A 15,908-nucleotide genomic window follows, 5' to 3' on the forward strand; every position below is an offset into this window, starting at 1 on the left:
ATTGAATTTACATTCAAAAAGGTTGAAAATAAAAGTAATTTATACTAAAAAGGAGGGAGGTCTGAACGTTGAATTTGTTTTGGAAATGGTTTTTCCAGACGTATGAAAAACGTTCAACTTGGTTGTTGAAGTTATCGGAGTGTTACTTTCGAATGCTGTAGGTGTTGAATGAATGAGGTAAACAAAATCTGCTTTTTCTTTCAGGATATTTTCCATTTTTTTCTCATTCTCATCAAATTGTTTTAGGCTTTTTTGTAGTTCACAACGTCCGTTACAAGTATTATTAACTAATTTTCGTTGTACACAAATGGTTTTGATGATTTGCTCTTGGTTAGCTTTAAATTGGGTGTATATCACTAGATTCCCAAAAATAGGGAAGAGCAAGGTAAGAGTTAAAAGATATACGCCAATTTTTTTCACAACAATTGTATTGTTTTTCGAGGAGCAAAAGTAGCACAAGATTTTAGATTACAAAATTATCCTTTCATAAAATTCAAATTCTTGGTTTTTATTGTCATTGTGTACTATTAACAATAAGTTCTTGATAAATGTAATACGGTCTTGTTTTTTCGATGCAGTTTTTATTTATATTTAAAAACTATTTAGAATAAAAATACCACCATTTATTCCTAACTATTTTATGAACGTATATTCTGTTGTACTTGTTGATGATGAAACAATCAACATTGAGATTTTAAAGAAAATTATTTCCACGCATTGCTTAAAACTTGAGATTGTAGGTGTTGCTAGAACTATGGAAACGGCCTATTCAGAAATAATTGCTAAGAAACCTGATATTGTTTTTTTGGATATTAATATGCGTGAAAAACAAATTTTTGAAGTTTTGGATCAATTTGAGACTATTGATTTTCAAATTATTTTTGCTACTGCTTTTCCGGGCTATTTCTTTAAAGCTACAGATTATAATCCAACTGATTTTGTAATTAAACCATTTAGTGAAATTGCCGTAAAAGACGCCGTTAAAAAGGCAACCAAACGCATTAAGAAGCTTCGAAAAAGTAAAGAAGAATAGTTATTTTTTCTTCAAGATTTTATATTCTTCATAGCAACCACTTATCGCGTCCATAATCTGTAAATCGTTGGCTGTTTGTATAAACGCATCAGAATAATTGCATCGTTTTAGGATGTCTGGGATCTCATTTTTATCGATTCCTAATAAGGTAGCAATCATTTCTCTGTCATATTTAGATTCTAAGGCTTTGCGAACGGTATCGTCTTTCTTTAAATCCTTTAAACGTCTTAACTCTTTGGGTTTTTTTCCAAAAAAGTTGTACAGCATATCGGCAGGATTGAAAATAGAACCCAACACTTTTCCAAAAGCATCAGGAGAATATTGTCCGCCTTCATAACCAGCAGTTAATCCTGAAATACTATATCTGAAGTTTTCTTTTACAGGAATTAATTTTGAATCTACTTCTAAATATCCTGTGAGGTGAAATGGTCGAATAATAACTTCTTCGAGGGCGATTGCTTTTTCTGTAAGTTTAATTACAGTAGTTTTATTTTTCAACCAGTCGTTTGTAACTCTAACTTTGATGGATTGAAAACCTAATAATGAGACGTGTAAAGTATCACTTTGTGAAACTTCAATTTCAAAATTTCCTTTAGTGTCTGTAGTGGTTCCTTTTACTTTGTTGACGTTAATGATGTTAGCGTAAGATAATGGTTGGTCATTACTGTCATTAACGATGGTTCCAGAAACTTTTAAAGTTGGGTTGGTTTCTTGTGCATAATTGCTAACTGAAAGTAGCATAAAAAAGAAAACTACAAAATATCTCATATACGAATTTAAAGCTTTAAAAGTAGTAAATCGCAATTAAATATTTTGTAGTTTCTTGGTATAATTATAAGAAAATTAACAAAGGAATGTTAGTCTCTTCTTGGTCTTCTTGGTCTTGGGCTGTCGCCAAAACTTTCAGAACGTCTTGGAGCTCTTTCTGTAGAGCCACCTTCTCTTCTTGGAGCACTTCCTCTTTCGCTTCTGAATCCTCCTTCTCTTGAAGTTGAGTTTCTATCACTGCGGAATCCGCCTTCTCTTCTTGGTGCAAAGTTGCCTTCTCTTCTTGGAGCAGAGCTTCTACCACCAAAACCTCCTGAGTTTCTTCCGTTATGATCGCGTCTTCCGCCACCATCATTTTTAGAAATCTCAACATTGATACGACGTCCTTCTAATTGTACGTTGTTTAAGATGTCCATTACTTTATCAGTATGTTCAGCATCTGTATTAAAGAAAGAGAATCCTTCTTTTACATCTACTTTGAATACGTCATCACGACCTAAGTCTAGGGTTTCTTTTAAGAAATCCTTTAACGTCATCCAATCAAAATTATCTCTTGAACCGATGTTTACAAAGTAACGAGTTGCACCTCCTCCAGCATTACCACGTCCTGTTTCTCTATCACCTCGTTCACGTCTGTCACTACTAGCTGATTGCGGAGATAGGTCTCTGTTTTTCTTGTAGTAGTTGATGAAACGGTTGAATTCTACCGATACCATTTTCTTGATTAACTCTTCTTTGCTCAAGCCTTCTAATACATCGTTGATTGCTGGAAGATAGTTGTCAATTTCGTGATCTACTTCTGTTTCTTTGATTTTGTTGGCTAAGTGCAATAATTGAATTTCGCAGATTTCAATTCCAGATGGGATTGTTTTTTCTTCAAATTTTTGCTTGATGATTCTTTCGATAGAAGAAATTTTACGCAATTCACTTTTGGTAACGATTACAATCGATGTACCTAATTTACCAGCACGACCAGTACGGCCAGAACGGTGGTTGTAAGTTTCGATTTCGTCAGGAAGTTGGTAGTTTACAACGTGAGTTACGTTGTCTACGTCAATTCCACGAGCGGCTACGTCCGTAGCAACTAGCATTTGTATTTGTCTTCCTCTAAACGATTTCATTACCCCATCACGTTGTGCTTGCGATAAATCTCCGTGTAAGGCAGCAGCGCTGTATCCGTCTTCGATTAATTTTTCTGCTACTTGTTGTGTATCTCTTTTGGTGCGACAAAATACTACCGAGAAAATGTCTGGATTAGCATCAGCTAAACGTTTCAAAGCTTCGTAACGATCTCTAGCGTTTACCAAATAAAATTCGTGCGATACTGTTGCAGATCCTGAGTTTTTAGTTCCCACTGTGATTTCAACGGGGCTGCTCATGAATTGTTTTGCAATTCTTGCTACCTCTGCTGGCATAGTTGCAGAGAACAACCAAGTGCTTTTTTCGTCTGGAGTGTCTGATAAGATAGAGCAAATGTCGTCATAGAATCCCATGTTTAACATTTCGTCTGCTTCATCAAGTACACAATAATCAATGTTTTTGATGTTTACAAGACCTCTATTGATCATGTCTTGCATTCTTCCTGGAGTAGCTACTATAATTTGTGCTCCTCTTTTAATTTCTCTAGCTTGCTCTGTAATACTAGCTCCACCATAAATAGCTACTACGTGAATACCTTTTTCGTATTTTGCGTAGTTTTTTAATTCGTTGGTGATTTGTAGGCAAAGTTCGCGTGTTGGCGATAAAACTAATGCTTGTGTATTTCTGTTGTCGGCATCAATTTTTTGGATTAGCGGAAAACCGAAAGCTGCTGTTTTCCCTGTCCCTGTTTGAGCCAACGCAACCATATCTGTGTCTTTTTCCAATAATAGGGGAATCGCCTTTTCCTGTACCTCTGACGGATTTTCAAATCCTAGATCTAAAATCGCCTTCAGTAACGATTCATTCAATCCTAATTGTTCAAATTTGTTCATTATGTATTTTTAAAATAGGGTGCAAAATTACTGTTAATTTCTCAGATTAACTAATGCTATTTTAAGTTTTATTGAATTATTGTGATTTGATTGTCAGAAAGTTAGCTTTTTGTTTTTCGGTTTTTGTGTTTTAATAGTCTTTTTAGATGTGAAATTATGTCGGAAAATTGTAAAAAATGTTATAAAAAATGATACAATTTTGATTGTTAATGAGTTGTATTCAAAAATGCAAGTAATGATTTTGTGGCGATACCACGGTGACTGATTTTGTTTTTGGTTTCAAGTGAAAGTTCTGCAAAAGTCTCTTTGTAATTTTCAGGTTGAAAAATAGGGTCGTATCCAAAACCACCCTCGCCTTTTTTTTCTGATGTAATAGTTCCTTTGGCTATGCCAGTGAATAAGTATTGTTCGCCTTTAAGATTCAAACAAATCACCGTTTTGAATTGAGCGTTTCTGTTATTCTTATCACTTAAAAGGTGTAATACTTTGTTCATATTGTCTTCTGCTGAACGTTGTTCTCCAGCATAACGGGCAGAATAAACGCCAGGTTCGTTGTTTAAGGCTTCAATTTCAAGTCCAGTGTCGTCGGCAAAGCAATCATATCCATATTTTTCGGTTATGTAATTCGCTTTCATAATGGCATTTCCTTCGATAGTAGCTGCAGTTTCTGGAATTTCCTCAAAACAACCTATGCTTTTTAGACTTACAATGGTAATGTTATTGGGAAGCATACTTTGGATTTCTTTTATCTTGTTTTCGTTATTGGTAGCGAATACTATTTTCATCTCTTTATTTTTTTAGTTTCAAAGATATTATTTTCTTGAGGTAATTAATGAACTTCTTCATTGCTGAAATCTTTTACATTAAATATTTTTATGATTTAAATCAAAAACATTAACTATGTTTATGTTTTTATATCTTCTAGTTTTACATCAAATTTTAAAACCAAAAGAGATGAAACAATTTAATGTTTATTTAGGATTATTTTTTTTGCTTTCTTTTTCTTCTATTCGTGCACAAGTTTCTCCCGAAACTGCATTGATTGCCTTGAAGGAAGGGAATAGTAGGTTTGTTGCAGGAAAGAGTATAAAGCCTCACCAAGATGTCAATAGAATTAAAGAATTGGCTACTGGACAAAAACCTTTTGCGGTTATTGTTGGGTGTTCCGATTCTAGGGTGCCTAGCGAAATTATTTTTGACCAAGGATTGGGAGATTTGTTTATTGTAAGAACCGCTGGTCAAGTTTCCTCTTATGCTTCATTTGGTAGTATTGAGTTTGCTAATGCTGTTTTGGGAGCTAAATTAATTGTGGTTTTGGGACACACTCAATGTGGTGCCGTAGCAGCGGCTTGCAAGTTGCCTGAAGTTCCAGGACATATTGTAACCTTAATCAATGCTATAAAACCAGCAGCAAAAATGGCCAAACATCAGCATGGTGACGAGATTGAAAACGCGGTAAAGATTAACGTTGCGATGCAAGTAGAGCAATTAAAAAATTTAGAACCCGTTTTGACCAAGTCTACTAAGGATAATACTACTATGGTTGTTGGTGCTGTATATGATTTAAAAACGGGTAAAGTTGAATTTCTTCCTGAAAATTATTTAAGTACCTTGAAGAGTTAATTTTTAAACAATTTGTTTTGAATAAAAAAACTGCATTTCAATAGAGATGCAGTTTTTTGCTTTTAATATCGAAGTCTTACATAGACGTGCTTGATGCCTTTTTTATCCGAATCTCTTTCGTCGATTTCAAGAATGTCGGTCAGGGATTTGAGCATAGGGGTGAGCTTGCTAAAGCCATAACTTCTAGGATCGAATTCGGGTTTGTTTTTAACGATTAGATTTCCAACATCGCCCAAAAATGCCCAGCCATCATCGTCGCTTATGGCATCAATAGCATCTTCAATAAGGTCAATAGTTGGGTTGTCTATCTTGATTGCCGTTTCTTTTTCTACTACTTTTTTGTTGTCAGATGGAGTGGCAGTGGCTTTTGGTTTTTTCTTTTTGGTAGCACCTTCTAAGACTTCTATGAACACGAAACGGTCACAGGCCACAATAAAGGCGTTTGGGGTTTTCTTTTCGCCAATGCCAATGACTTTCATTCCTGATTCTCGTAACCGAATGGCGAGTCGGGTGAAATCGCTATCGCTAGAAACGATACAAAAACCATCGACTTTGTCTGAGTATAACAAATCCATTGCGTCAATAATCAAAGCGGAATCGGAAGAATTTTTTCCCGTAGTGTAACTGTATTGTTGAATAGGTGTAATGGCGTGTTCTAATAAAACTGATTTCCAACCATTAGCATTGGGTTTTGTCCAATCGGCATAGATGCGTTTGGTGGTAGGTGTGCCGTATTTGGTGATTTCTTCCATCATACCTTTGATGTTGCTATACGGCACGTTGTCGGCGTCAATAAGGACGGCTAGTTTTAATTCTTTGGTGTTGTTTGACATTTTTGATGCTTTGGTGTTCAAAGATACAAACTTTATGGTTAGCACTTTACCTAGCCCTGATCGAAATGAAAAGCCTCTTGTGGCTCAACCGAATGTTTTACTTGTACTAGCAGAGCGACTAAAAGAAGCTCCTGCTAGTGCTTTAGTAAAATACGGTTGAGCCATAAGAGCTTGTAATGAAGAGCAGGATTTTGCTACTAAAAATAATGGTCTTGAGAAGGCTATTTTTTTAAGTAAAATAAAAGGATTTTGGGAGTAATTATAAATTTTAAATATTTAATTTTGCGCCTTAATAAAAATGTAGTATTTAGTCATTATATTATGGTAAAAGATTTATTCGAAAGAATCCAAAACAATAAAGGTCCTTTAGGAAAATGGGCTTCTCAGGCAGAAGGTTATTTTGTTTTTCCAAAACTAGAAGGAGAATTGGGACCAAGAATGCAATTTCAAGGAAAAAATATATTGAACTGGAGTTTGAACGACTATTTAGGTTTGGCCAATCATCCAGAAGTGCGTCAGGCAGATACGGATGCGGCCATTCAGTTTGGTGCTGCTTACCCAATGGGTGCGCGTATGATGAGTGGGCACACGAAATATCACGAGCAATTGGAGCAAGAATTGGCTGCTTTTGTGATGAAAGAATCGGCTTATTTATTGAATTTTGGTTACCAAGGAATGGTGTCTATTATTGATGCTTTGGTAACTAAAAACGATATTATTGTGTATGACGTAGATTCACACGCTTGCATTATTGATGGGGTGCGTTTGCATATGGGTAAACGTTTTACTTACAAACACAATGATTTAGAAAGTATGGAGAAAAACCTGCAACGTGCTACTAAAATGGCAACAGAAACAGGTGGAGGAATTTTGTTCATTACCGAAGGTGTGTTTGGAATGCGTGGACAACAAGGTAAATTGAAAGAAATTGTAGCCTTGAAAGAGAAATACAATTTCCGTTTATTGGTTGATGATGCACACGGTTTTGGAACGCTTGGAAAAACAGGTGCTGGAGCAGGTGAGGAGCAAGGTTGTCAAGACGGAATTGATGTTTATTTTTCTACGTTTGCAAAATCTATGGCAAATATTGGAGCTTTCGTAGCTGCTGATAAAGATGTAATAGATTATTTGAAATACAACTTGCGTTCTCAAATGTTTGCCAAAGCCTTACCAATGATTCAGACGATTGGTTCTTTAAAACGTTTGCAGTTGTTGCGTGAATCTTCTGCAATTAAAGATAAATTGTGGGAAAACGTAAATGCTTTGCAAAACGGATTAAAAGAAAGAGGATTCAATATTGGTGATACCAACACTTGTATTACTCCTGTTTACTTAGAAGGAAGTATTCCAGAAGCGATGGTGATGGTGAACGACTTGAGAGAAAACTACGGTATTTTCTTGTCGATTGTAGTTTATCCAGTAATCCCGAAAGGTATTATTTTATTGCGTATGATTCCAACGGCTTCTCATACTTTAGAAGATATTGCAGAAACCTTGGCGGCTTTCGAAGCGATTCGTGAGAAACTAGTTAACGGTACGTATAAAGAAATTGCAGCACGCACTACAGTAGATATGGAAGCTTAATTTTTTTAGGTTTTCACTTATATAGAAAATCCATTCGTTTTGGCGAATGGATTTTTTTTGTATTGAATTTGTCTGACAAATGAACTATTCTATTTTACAGATTATTACTATTTCTTTTGATTTATTTTTATAAACATCTAAAAAAAGTTTAACTCTTTTGTTTTCTAGATTCTTATAAATTTTTGAGTTAAAATACTCATAATTGAAGGTTTCGTCATTTATTGGTAATCCAATAATTTTTTTTGAATTATCATAAAAATACAAACTAGTTGTTAGATTTTTTTCATTGATTCCTGTGACTTTAGAGATTGTTTTTTTGTCAATATTTGTTTTTCCGACACTATTTAAAGTAACTTCAATTGTTCTTTTTTCTACTGTTTTTTTGTTTTGAGAGAAACAAAAATTAAAGATTAACATCACTAAAATTATTGATATTTTTTTCATTATGGTTTAGTTTTACTTTTTTAAGAATGAACAGATATCTTGAACTTTTATTTGTAGGTTGTATTCGTTAAAATCCGTTATTGGTTCATTTATAAAATACTCGAATTTATTATTTGACACATCATATTTCTGTTTAATTAGAGCTGTAGATAAATTCATTGACATTCTATATTGATCGATTTCACGAATTAACCTAAATAAAATTTCATTTTCTTTTTTGGTTTTAATTATTTCATTAGGAATAATCATTATATAAAATTCTGAATATTCTAATTTAGATTTTGTAGCACAATTTATGACTGCATTTTTAATGCTATTGAAATCATTTTCTGAACAAGTCATAAGTTTGAAATATTTGGTTCCATTTGTTGCTCCAAAGCTAATATGAGAATACGTATAAGTTTCACCATCAAGCTTAATAGTGTCTTTTTTTACGAAATCTTGACAGTAAAATGATATGGTAAATAAGAAGAAAATAAGATTCAATAATTTCTTAGGAAATTTAAACATTAAATTGCTAGTGTAATGCTCTTACTTGAAGAGCTTTTATTTAATTTAAAATCCATATATCAATATATTTAGCTTTTTTTTTATATCAAAAAATAAATAGTTGGTATCGTGTAACTACCTGATTTTAGTTTCCCTTTTTCTTTTTATTAAAATAAGATAGACAAAAATGAGACTTAGAACCATATAGAGTAATGCAGGAACAGTATAAAACCAATCCTTTAAAAACTTGTATTTAAATATATGTAGTAACCAAATAAATTGAATAATGATTCCTGTTAGATTTAACAGTTTATTTTTTATAATTATTAAAAATAAGCTACTACATACAATTGCTATAGTAGCATATTCAATTAATGATTCTTGATTCAAATTTTCATAAAAAATAGACCAAATTGATTGAAATAAACTAAATAATAAAATTAATCCAACTGGAGGTGAAATATGTTCACCAGGAATAACAATAATTAAAAAGCTAAGTATAGGATATATCTTGAAATTTGCAGTTTCCATATGATTTTTATTTATTTGATTGAACTAAACTCAAAGATCAAGTTATTGCATTAAATTTAATGGTTTATAAATGTAAGAATTTATTTCAAACAAAAAATACCCGCTTTTAGTGATATTTCAAAAATAAGTTTGCTAGTCAAACGATTAACTTTAAAGAAACAAATAATCCATTCGTTTTTGGCGAATGGATTATTTTTGTTTTTCTGAGGACTAATTCCGACACTTCGGGACTAGTCACTATTCACTATAATTAAAGTTCTTTTCTAAACGTTTTTCTTCGGCAGTGAATGGTGGGGTTGAAGTTTTTCCATATTAATTGAATAGCGAGATTGTCTGCTAATTCGGGAGTACGGATGCAGTTTTGAATGCCTTTTTTGCTAAAAGTGATAAAGTATTCTTTGAAAATTAATGCAGTAACTCCTTTGTTTTGATATTCGGGATGTACACCAATTAAGTAAAAAAGAACGTCCTTGCTGTTTTTTCTTGCTTGCAATAAATGAAGAAATCCAAATGGGAATAATTTGCCTTTTGCTTTTTGAAGTGCTTTTGAGAAGCTTGGCATTACAATGGCAAAAGCGACTAAATTTCCGTCTTTGTCTTCTACATATTTAATATACTCTGGATTGATGAAGTTGATGTATTTATTTTTGAAATATTCCTTCTGAACATCCGTAATGGCTACAAACGAGGAAAGTTTGGCATACGATTCATTGAATAAATCAAACATTTTGTCCACATACGGGAGGACGTCTTTGGTTTTGGTGAAATTAATGGCTTTTAACTGGTATCGTTTTCTAATCAATTCCTCTGCTTTCTCGAAAGTTTCGGGTCTTACATTCGAAAAAGGAAATTTATTTTCTACATATTCTTTTTCGGTTACATAGCCTAATTTTTCAAAATGTTCTGCATAATATGGGTGATTGTACCAAGTAACCATCGTGCCAATTTCTTCAAAACCTTCGGTCAGCACGCCCACTTTGTCAAGATTCGAAAACCCCATCGGGCCTTCTACGTATTCTAAGTTGTTTTTGCGACCCAGTTCATACACTTTTTCAAGTAGTGCTTGGGTTACGGTTATGTCGTCAATAACATCAAACCAACCAAAACGAACCTTTTTTTTCTGTTGATTATTAACTTCATCCCAATTGATAATGGCGGCGATTCTTCCAACAATTTCTTGATTTCTTTTGGCTACAAAAAAATATGCTTCGGCATTTTCGAAAGCGGGATTTTTGGTTTTGTCAAAAGTTTCTAATTCATCTGCAATCAATGGTGGTACCCAATACTTGTTGTTTTTATAGAGAGAAAAAGGGAATTTTATGAACTCGGTGATTTCCTTTTTGTTTTTGGCTTCGTGAATCGTAATCATGGATTTTTAAGTGTAAAGTGTAGGTGCGAATATAGCCAACTTTTGACCATAAAAAAAGCCCAAATAAGGGCTTCTTTGTTAGTCGTATTTGGATTTTCTTCTTCTTTCTTGCTCTTGATTGTCAACTGCTTTTTTCTTTTTGTCTTCTTTTTTCATTCTTGAAATCGCTTTTTTATAAAAACCATCATAGCGCCAAGAAACGCCAAATCCACCATATAAAATTGATGGAGTATCCTTGAAATTGGTACTGATTGACGCATCGATTTGTAGATTGTCGTTGAGCAAATAGGCAGCTCCACCACGAGCAATCATATCGCTGTAAAAATCACTATTGTAGCCTTGGTTTTCAATAAAACCAGACCATCTTTTGCTGAATCCGCGGGTTAAAGTCACTACGTAGCCATAACTTGGATAATCTGTACCTATATAATCGGCTATAATATTAGTTACAAAAACCCATCTTCCGTCGCCAAAATGATTTTGTGTGATCAACATCACTTTTGGAGAAATACTAGATTCTAATGTAAAGGCATAAGGATTTCCAGAAAACACAAAATTGGCTCCTGCGAATAAAGAAACCGCTGGTAAAAATTGTCTCCAGTTAAAACGCTGATTGGCTTTCCAACTGTAAAAATTGATTTTCTTCTCATAATTTTTAAATGGGTCATAAATTAAATACTTCGCGCCTAAATTGGTTTGTCTAAAATTAGCCCTGTTGGTTGAACTGATATTACTATCGAGTTGGTCATTTTGATATTGGATATCTGCAATAACTTCTAATCTTTCTAGAAAAGCACCCCAACGAATTGTAGCGTCAAGACCAAAACCATTCACATCATAATTTAATAAGTTGTGATGGGAAGTTATACCATAAATACCGCTTTCGAGTTGGATGACATTTTTGCCAACGCCATAAGCCGACATGGTTTCTCCAGGTCGATTGGAATTAATTTGATCGGTATATTGCCCATAATGAATAAAAGGCATTAAAAATAAAGCGATTAAAACAGTTTTTTTGAATGGGAGCATAGTTATATTCTTTTGATTTAAAATAGTAACGCAACCAAATGTACTATATTTTATTATTTATTTAAGAATAGGATTTTAAATTTGACCATTTGATTTACTAATTTTGGAAAAATTTTTAGATATGGAACTAGCTTCTTTTAGTGGATTTGTAAGGACATTGTTTTACATGATTATGTTTTACTATGTTTTTAAATTTTTGGCTAAACTTTTTTTGCCAATTTTAGTTAAAAAAGCGGTAGAGAAAGCCGGTGAAAACTTTCAACAACAGCAACAATACGCGCAACAGCAATATGCCCAACATAATAGAAGATACAATAATCAAGACGAAATTATTGTAGATACCGCTCGTTCTAAAAACCCAAAAGAGACCAAAAAAGTTGGAGAATATGTGGATTACGAAGAAATAGATTAAATTTGTGCGCTGAAGCCCATTTTTTAATCTAATTCAAATCTGAATCCATTGAAAGTTTTAAATAAATTTTATCCGCACGCATTAGCTATACTAGGTTTTGTAGTTATTTCTTTAATTTATTTTTATCCCGTTCTACAAGGAAAACAAATCTTCCAGTCTGATATTGCTCAGTTTACTGGTATGGCCAAAGAGCAAAACGACTTTAGAGCCATCGAACATCAAGAACCTTATTGGACAAATTCTGCTTTTGGTGGAATGCCAACCTATCAGTTAGGTGCAAAATATCCTCACGATTACATCGGTGCTCTAGATGATGCTATCCGATTCTTACCTCGACCAGCCGATTATTTATTTTTATACTTTCTAGGATTCTACGGTCTTTTATTGGTTTTAAAAATCGACCCGCTTAAGGCTTTTTTTGGTGCGATTGCCTTTGGGTTTTCTACTTATTTGATTATTATTTTGGGTGTGGGACACAATGCCAAAGCCCACGCCATTGGGTATATGCCTATGGTTATTGCGGGTTTTATACTTGTTTTTCAGCGTAAATATATTCTAGGTGGCTTGGTTACGTTGTTTGCCACAGCTCTAGAAATTAATGCGAATCACTTTCAAATGACCTATTATTTGTTGTTGTTTTTGTTGATTTTGGTGGGTTATTATTCGTATCAAGCCATCAAAGAAAAACAATATATAGACCTTGGTAAAAGCTTTGGAATATTAGCAATTGCTGGAATTTTAGCCATTGGAGCCAATGCTACCAATTTATTAGCTACTTCTGAATATGCCGCTTTTAGTACTCGTGGGAAAAGTGAATTGACATTTAATCCAGATGGTTCGAAGAAAACGGAAGACATAGCTTTGTCTCGTGATTATATTACGGAATATAGCTATGGCATAATGGAGAGTTTCAATTTGATTGCTCCAAGACTCTTTGGTGGTTCGAATAGTGAAGCTCTTGGGAAAGATAGTGCAATGTTTGAATTTATGGTGGGTCAAGGTGTTCCTGAAGATCAAGCTGCCGATTTTGCTAATGGATTACCAACATATTGGGGTGATCAGCCGATAGTGGCTGCACCAGCATATATTGGAGTTGTGGTTTTCTTTTTGGCGGTTTTAGCATTATTCATTGATAAAAGAAAAATCAAATATATATTCTTTGGTGGCGCTATGTTTGCACTAGTCCTGTCTTGGGGAAAAAACTTTTCTTTATTGACGGATTTTTTCATTGATTACATTCCGATGTACGATAAGTTTAGAGCCGTTTCGTCTATTCAAGTTATTTTGGAATTATGCTTCCCAGTATTAGCCATTATGGGATTACAATCCTTTTTTACCATAGAAAAACAAGAACAAACGAAAGGAATTTTACATACCTTACTATTTGGTTTAGGAGTTATGTTGATTCTATTCGTAAGCAAGGGTGCTTGGAGTTATGCAGGTAGTAACGATGGATTGTATTTGCAGAGTTATGGTCCTGGATTTGTAGACGCATTAAAAGCAGATCGTATGAGTTTATACACAGCCGATTTGTTGCGTTCTTCCTTTTTTATAATCGTTATCGCTGCAATTTTGTGGTTGTATACCCAAAAGCGTTTCGCACAAAATACCGCCATAATCTTGGTTGGAATTTTGATGATTTTTGATCTTTTCTTTGTGGATAAAAAATATGTTTCAGGAAAAGATTTTATGAATGGTAGAGAAGTGGCGGCTCCATTTCAGGAAACGCCTGCTGATATTCAAATTTTGAGAGATCCTTCTAATTACAGGGTTTTTGAGGTAAGCGGAAATCTATCAAGCGCAAGAGCTTCATACTTTCATAAATCTTTGGGAGGTTATCACGCGGCTAAGCCAAGGAGAATTCAGCAATTATTCGATTACCAAATTGCTAAAAATAATATTGAGGTTTTAGATTTTTTAAATGTAAAATACATCATTCAAACCGATAAAGAAGGTAAAGAATTCCCAACCGTTAATCCTAATGCCAATGGAAACGCTTGGTTTGTAAGTCAAATAAAAGCTGTAGCTTCTGCCGATGAAGAAATGAAAGCTTTGGATAAATTCGATTCTAAAAATGTCGCAATTGTCAATACAAATGAGTTTACCATTCAAAATAAAAACTTTGTAAAAGATGCTTCAGCGGTAATTACTTTGGATGCCTACAAACCGAATCATCTAACGTATACTTCAACTAATACTAATGCTGGTTTAGCGGTGTTTTCTGAAATGTACTATGCTAAAGGTTGGAAAGCCTACGTTGATGGTAAAGAAACGCCAATTTACAGAGTAGATTATGTTTTGAGAGCTATTGAAATTCCAGTGGGTAAACACAAAGTGGAATTCAAATTCGAGCCACAAGTGGTACAAACTGGAAGTCTCATAGCGTTGATTAGTTCTATTGGAATGGTATTGCTTTTGGTAGGAGGGATATATGTAGAGAGAAAAAAAGCTACCAATAAAGGAAAGTAATTGTATTGAAAAATTGAAATTGATTTGATGGATAAATCAGTAGGAATTTCCCCTTTGGGGACAAGTGGGCGTAAACTCTTAATCATCACTTATTATTGGCCGCCAGCCGGAGGGCCTGGTGTGCAACGTTGGCTAAAGTTTGTAAAATATTTACCTGATTTTGATATACAGCCAATTGTTTATATCCCTGAAAATCCAACCTATCCTATAGTCGATGCACATTTAGAAAAAGAAGTGTCGCAACAAGCTATAATATTGAAAAAAAGCATTTTTGAACCCTATCAATTAGCTTCCTTTTTTTCTAAAAATAAAACTAAAAAAATAAGTTCGGGTATTATTCCTAATCAAAAAAAGCAATCCTTTTTGGAAGCGTTTTTATTGTGGATACGCGGTAACTTATTCATTCCCGATGCCCGTGTTTATTGGGTGAAACCTTCGGTCTCCTATTTAGAAAAATACATTACTGAAAATAATATTGACACTATCGTTACCTCTGGTCCACCGCATAGTTTGCATTTGATTGGACTGGAGTTGCAAAAAAAAGGAAACGTAAAATGGTTCGCCGATTTTCGTGACCCTTGGACGACTATTGGCTATCACAAAGCTTTGCGTTTGTCTAGTTATGCAGCCAAAAAGCATAAAAAATTAGAACATCAAGTGCTCAATGCTGCTGACACGATTATTGTAACCAGTAAAACGACTAAAACGGAGTTTCAAGCCATCACTTCAAAACCCATTGAAGTTATTACGAATGGGTATGACACTGAAAATGTGGCACCACAAAAGTTAGATACCAAATTCACTTTGGCACATATTGGTTCGTTTTTGTCTGAACGCAATCCACTGATTCTTTGGGGAAGTTTAGTGGAGTTAGTTGCCGAAATCCCTGATTTTAAAAAGCAACTTGAAATAAAATTGATGGGTGCTGTAAGTCAGGAAGTATTGGATACGATTACACGATTTGGACTCAATGACTATTTGAATAATTTAGGCTATGTGTCACACGATGAAGCTGTAGCAAATCAACGTAAATCGCAAGTATTATTGTTAATTGAAATTGATTCTGAAGATACCAAAAGCATTATTCCGGGGAAACTTTTCGAATATATGGTTTCTGGAAGACCAATCATCGCTATTGGACCCAAAGACTCTGATTTTGCCGAGATTATTACAAGTACAAATACAGGAGTATTTTTCGAATACGATAAAAAACAGCAGTTAAAGGCTACGATTTTAGCCTACTATCACCAATTTTTGGATGGAAAATTACAGTCGAATCCTGTTGGTTTACAAAAATATTCCAGAAAAAGTTTAACCAAAGAATTAGCTACTCTTTTAACTTCAAAATAGT

The 15,908-nt window shown here is 34.0% G+C and carries 16 protein-coding genes; 6 read left to right on the forward strand and 10 right to left on the reverse strand.

The window, feature by feature from the left end; all coding sequences use genetic code 11:
- Window positions 1–39: 39 nt before the first annotated feature.
- Complete coding sequence (locus tag ACZ1AQ_RS04915) at window positions 40–420, reverse strand: hypothetical protein (protein ID WP_489631830.1); 381 nt, start codon at window positions 418–420, stop codon at window positions 40–42.
- Window positions 421–640: 220 nt separating this feature from the next.
- Here ACZ1AQ_RS04915 and ACZ1AQ_RS04920 point away from each other — a divergent pair, with 220 nt between their 5' ends.
- Window positions 641–1,033: a LytR/AlgR family response regulator transcription factor gene (locus ACZ1AQ_RS04920; RefSeq protein WP_489631831.1), complete on the forward strand. Its 393-nt coding sequence runs from the start codon at window positions 641–643 to the stop codon at window positions 1,031–1,033.
- Here the strand turns inward: ACZ1AQ_RS04920 and ACZ1AQ_RS04925 are convergent, their stop codons facing one another.
- From ACZ1AQ_RS04925 to ACZ1AQ_RS04935, 3 genes are all read right to left on the reverse strand, one after another.
- On the reverse strand, window positions 1,034–1,801 hold the full coding sequence (locus tag ACZ1AQ_RS04925; protein WP_489631832.1) for a carboxypeptidase-like regulatory domain-containing protein: 768 nt from the start codon (window positions 1,799–1,801) through the stop codon (window positions 1,034–1,036).
- A gap of 89 nt (window positions 1,802–1,890) precedes the next feature.
- Entirely contained in the window at window positions 1,891–3,774 is a 1,884-nt protein-coding gene (locus ACZ1AQ_RS04930; protein ID WP_489631833.1) for a DEAD/DEAH box helicase, read from the reverse strand.
- A gap of 206 nt (window positions 3,775–3,980) precedes the next feature.
- Window positions 3,981–4,559 carry a non-canonical purine NTP diphosphatase gene (locus tag ACZ1AQ_RS04935; protein WP_489631834.1) on the reverse strand — a complete coding sequence of 193 codons (579 nt, stop codon included), beginning with the start codon at window positions 4,557–4,559 and terminating at the stop codon, window positions 3,981–3,983.
- 169 nt (window positions 4,560–4,728) lie between these two features.
- Between ACZ1AQ_RS04935 and ACZ1AQ_RS04940 the strand changes: the two genes are divergently transcribed.
- The gene (locus ACZ1AQ_RS04940; protein WP_489631835.1) at window positions 4,729–5,397 is read left to right on the forward strand and encodes a carbonic anhydrase; all 669 of its coding nucleotides are present in this window, start codon (window positions 4,729–4,731) and stop codon (window positions 5,395–5,397) included.
- A gap of 62 nt (window positions 5,398–5,459) precedes the next feature.
- On the opposite strand, the gene ACZ1AQ_RS04945 is transcribed toward ACZ1AQ_RS04940, so the two are convergent.
- Entirely contained in the window at window positions 5,460–6,230 is a 771-nt protein-coding gene (locus ACZ1AQ_RS04945) for an NYN domain-containing protein (RefSeq protein ID WP_489631836.1), read from the reverse strand.
- 321 nt (window positions 6,231–6,551) lie between these two features.
- Between ACZ1AQ_RS04945 and capB the strand changes: the two genes are divergently transcribed.
- A complete protein-coding gene (gene capB, locus ACZ1AQ_RS04950) occupies window positions 6,552–7,814 on the forward strand; it encodes a cysteate-C-fatty acyltransferase (protein WP_489631837.1) in 1,263 nt (420 codons plus the stop codon).
- Window positions 7,815–7,898: 84 nt separating this feature from the next.
- Here capB and ACZ1AQ_RS04955 read toward each other — a convergent pair whose 3' ends face one another.
- The 5 genes from ACZ1AQ_RS04955 to ACZ1AQ_RS04975 all read right to left on the reverse strand — a co-directional run bounded on the left by ACZ1AQ_RS04955 (window position 7,899) and on the right by ACZ1AQ_RS04975 (window position 11,676).
- A complete protein-coding gene (locus ACZ1AQ_RS04955; RefSeq protein WP_489631838.1) occupies window positions 7,899–8,258 on the reverse strand; it encodes a hypothetical protein in 360 nt (119 codons plus the stop codon).
- 12 nt (window positions 8,259–8,270) lie between these two features.
- Window positions 8,271–8,768, reverse strand: a complete 498-nt coding sequence (locus ACZ1AQ_RS04960; RefSeq protein ID WP_489631839.1) for a hypothetical protein — start codon at window positions 8,766–8,768, stop codon at window positions 8,271–8,273.
- 114 nt (window positions 8,769–8,882) lie between these two features.
- Window positions 8,883–9,278: a hypothetical protein gene (locus ACZ1AQ_RS04965; protein WP_489631840.1), complete on the reverse strand. Its 396-nt coding sequence runs from the start codon at window positions 9,276–9,278 to the stop codon at window positions 8,883–8,885.
- A gap of 250 nt (window positions 9,279–9,528) precedes the next feature.
- Window positions 9,529–10,647 (reverse strand): GTP cyclohydrolase, encoded by a 1,119-nt coding sequence (locus ACZ1AQ_RS04970; protein ID WP_489631841.1) that lies wholly within the window; start codon window positions 10,645–10,647, stop codon window positions 9,529–9,531.
- Between the two features lie 78 nt (window positions 10,648–10,725).
- A complete protein-coding gene (locus tag ACZ1AQ_RS04975; protein WP_489631842.1) occupies window positions 10,726–11,676 on the reverse strand; it encodes a transporter in 951 nt (316 codons plus the stop codon).
- Between the two features lie 121 nt (window positions 11,677–11,797).
- Here ACZ1AQ_RS04975 and ACZ1AQ_RS04980 point away from each other — a divergent pair, with 121 nt between their 5' ends.
- The 3 genes from ACZ1AQ_RS04980 to ACZ1AQ_RS04990 are packed head-to-tail and all read left to right on the forward strand — an operon-like array spanning window position 11,798 to window position 15,907.
- Window positions 11,798–12,088, forward strand: a complete 291-nt coding sequence (locus ACZ1AQ_RS04980) for a DUF4834 family protein (RefSeq protein ID WP_489631843.1) — start codon at window positions 11,798–11,800, stop codon at window positions 12,086–12,088.
- Between the two features lie 48 nt (window positions 12,089–12,136).
- On the forward strand, window positions 12,137–14,557 hold the full coding sequence (locus ACZ1AQ_RS04985) for a YfhO family protein (protein ID WP_489631844.1): 2,421 nt from the start codon (window positions 12,137–12,139) through the stop codon (window positions 14,555–14,557).
- Window positions 14,558–14,584: 27 nt separating this feature from the next.
- Window positions 14,585–15,907 (forward strand): glycosyltransferase family 4 protein, encoded by a 1,323-nt coding sequence (locus ACZ1AQ_RS04990; RefSeq protein WP_489631845.1) that lies wholly within the window; start codon window positions 14,585–14,587, stop codon window positions 15,905–15,907.
- Window position 15,908 lies beyond the last annotated feature (1 nt).

This window comes from Flavobacterium sp. UM26 (genome assembly GCF_057922445.1).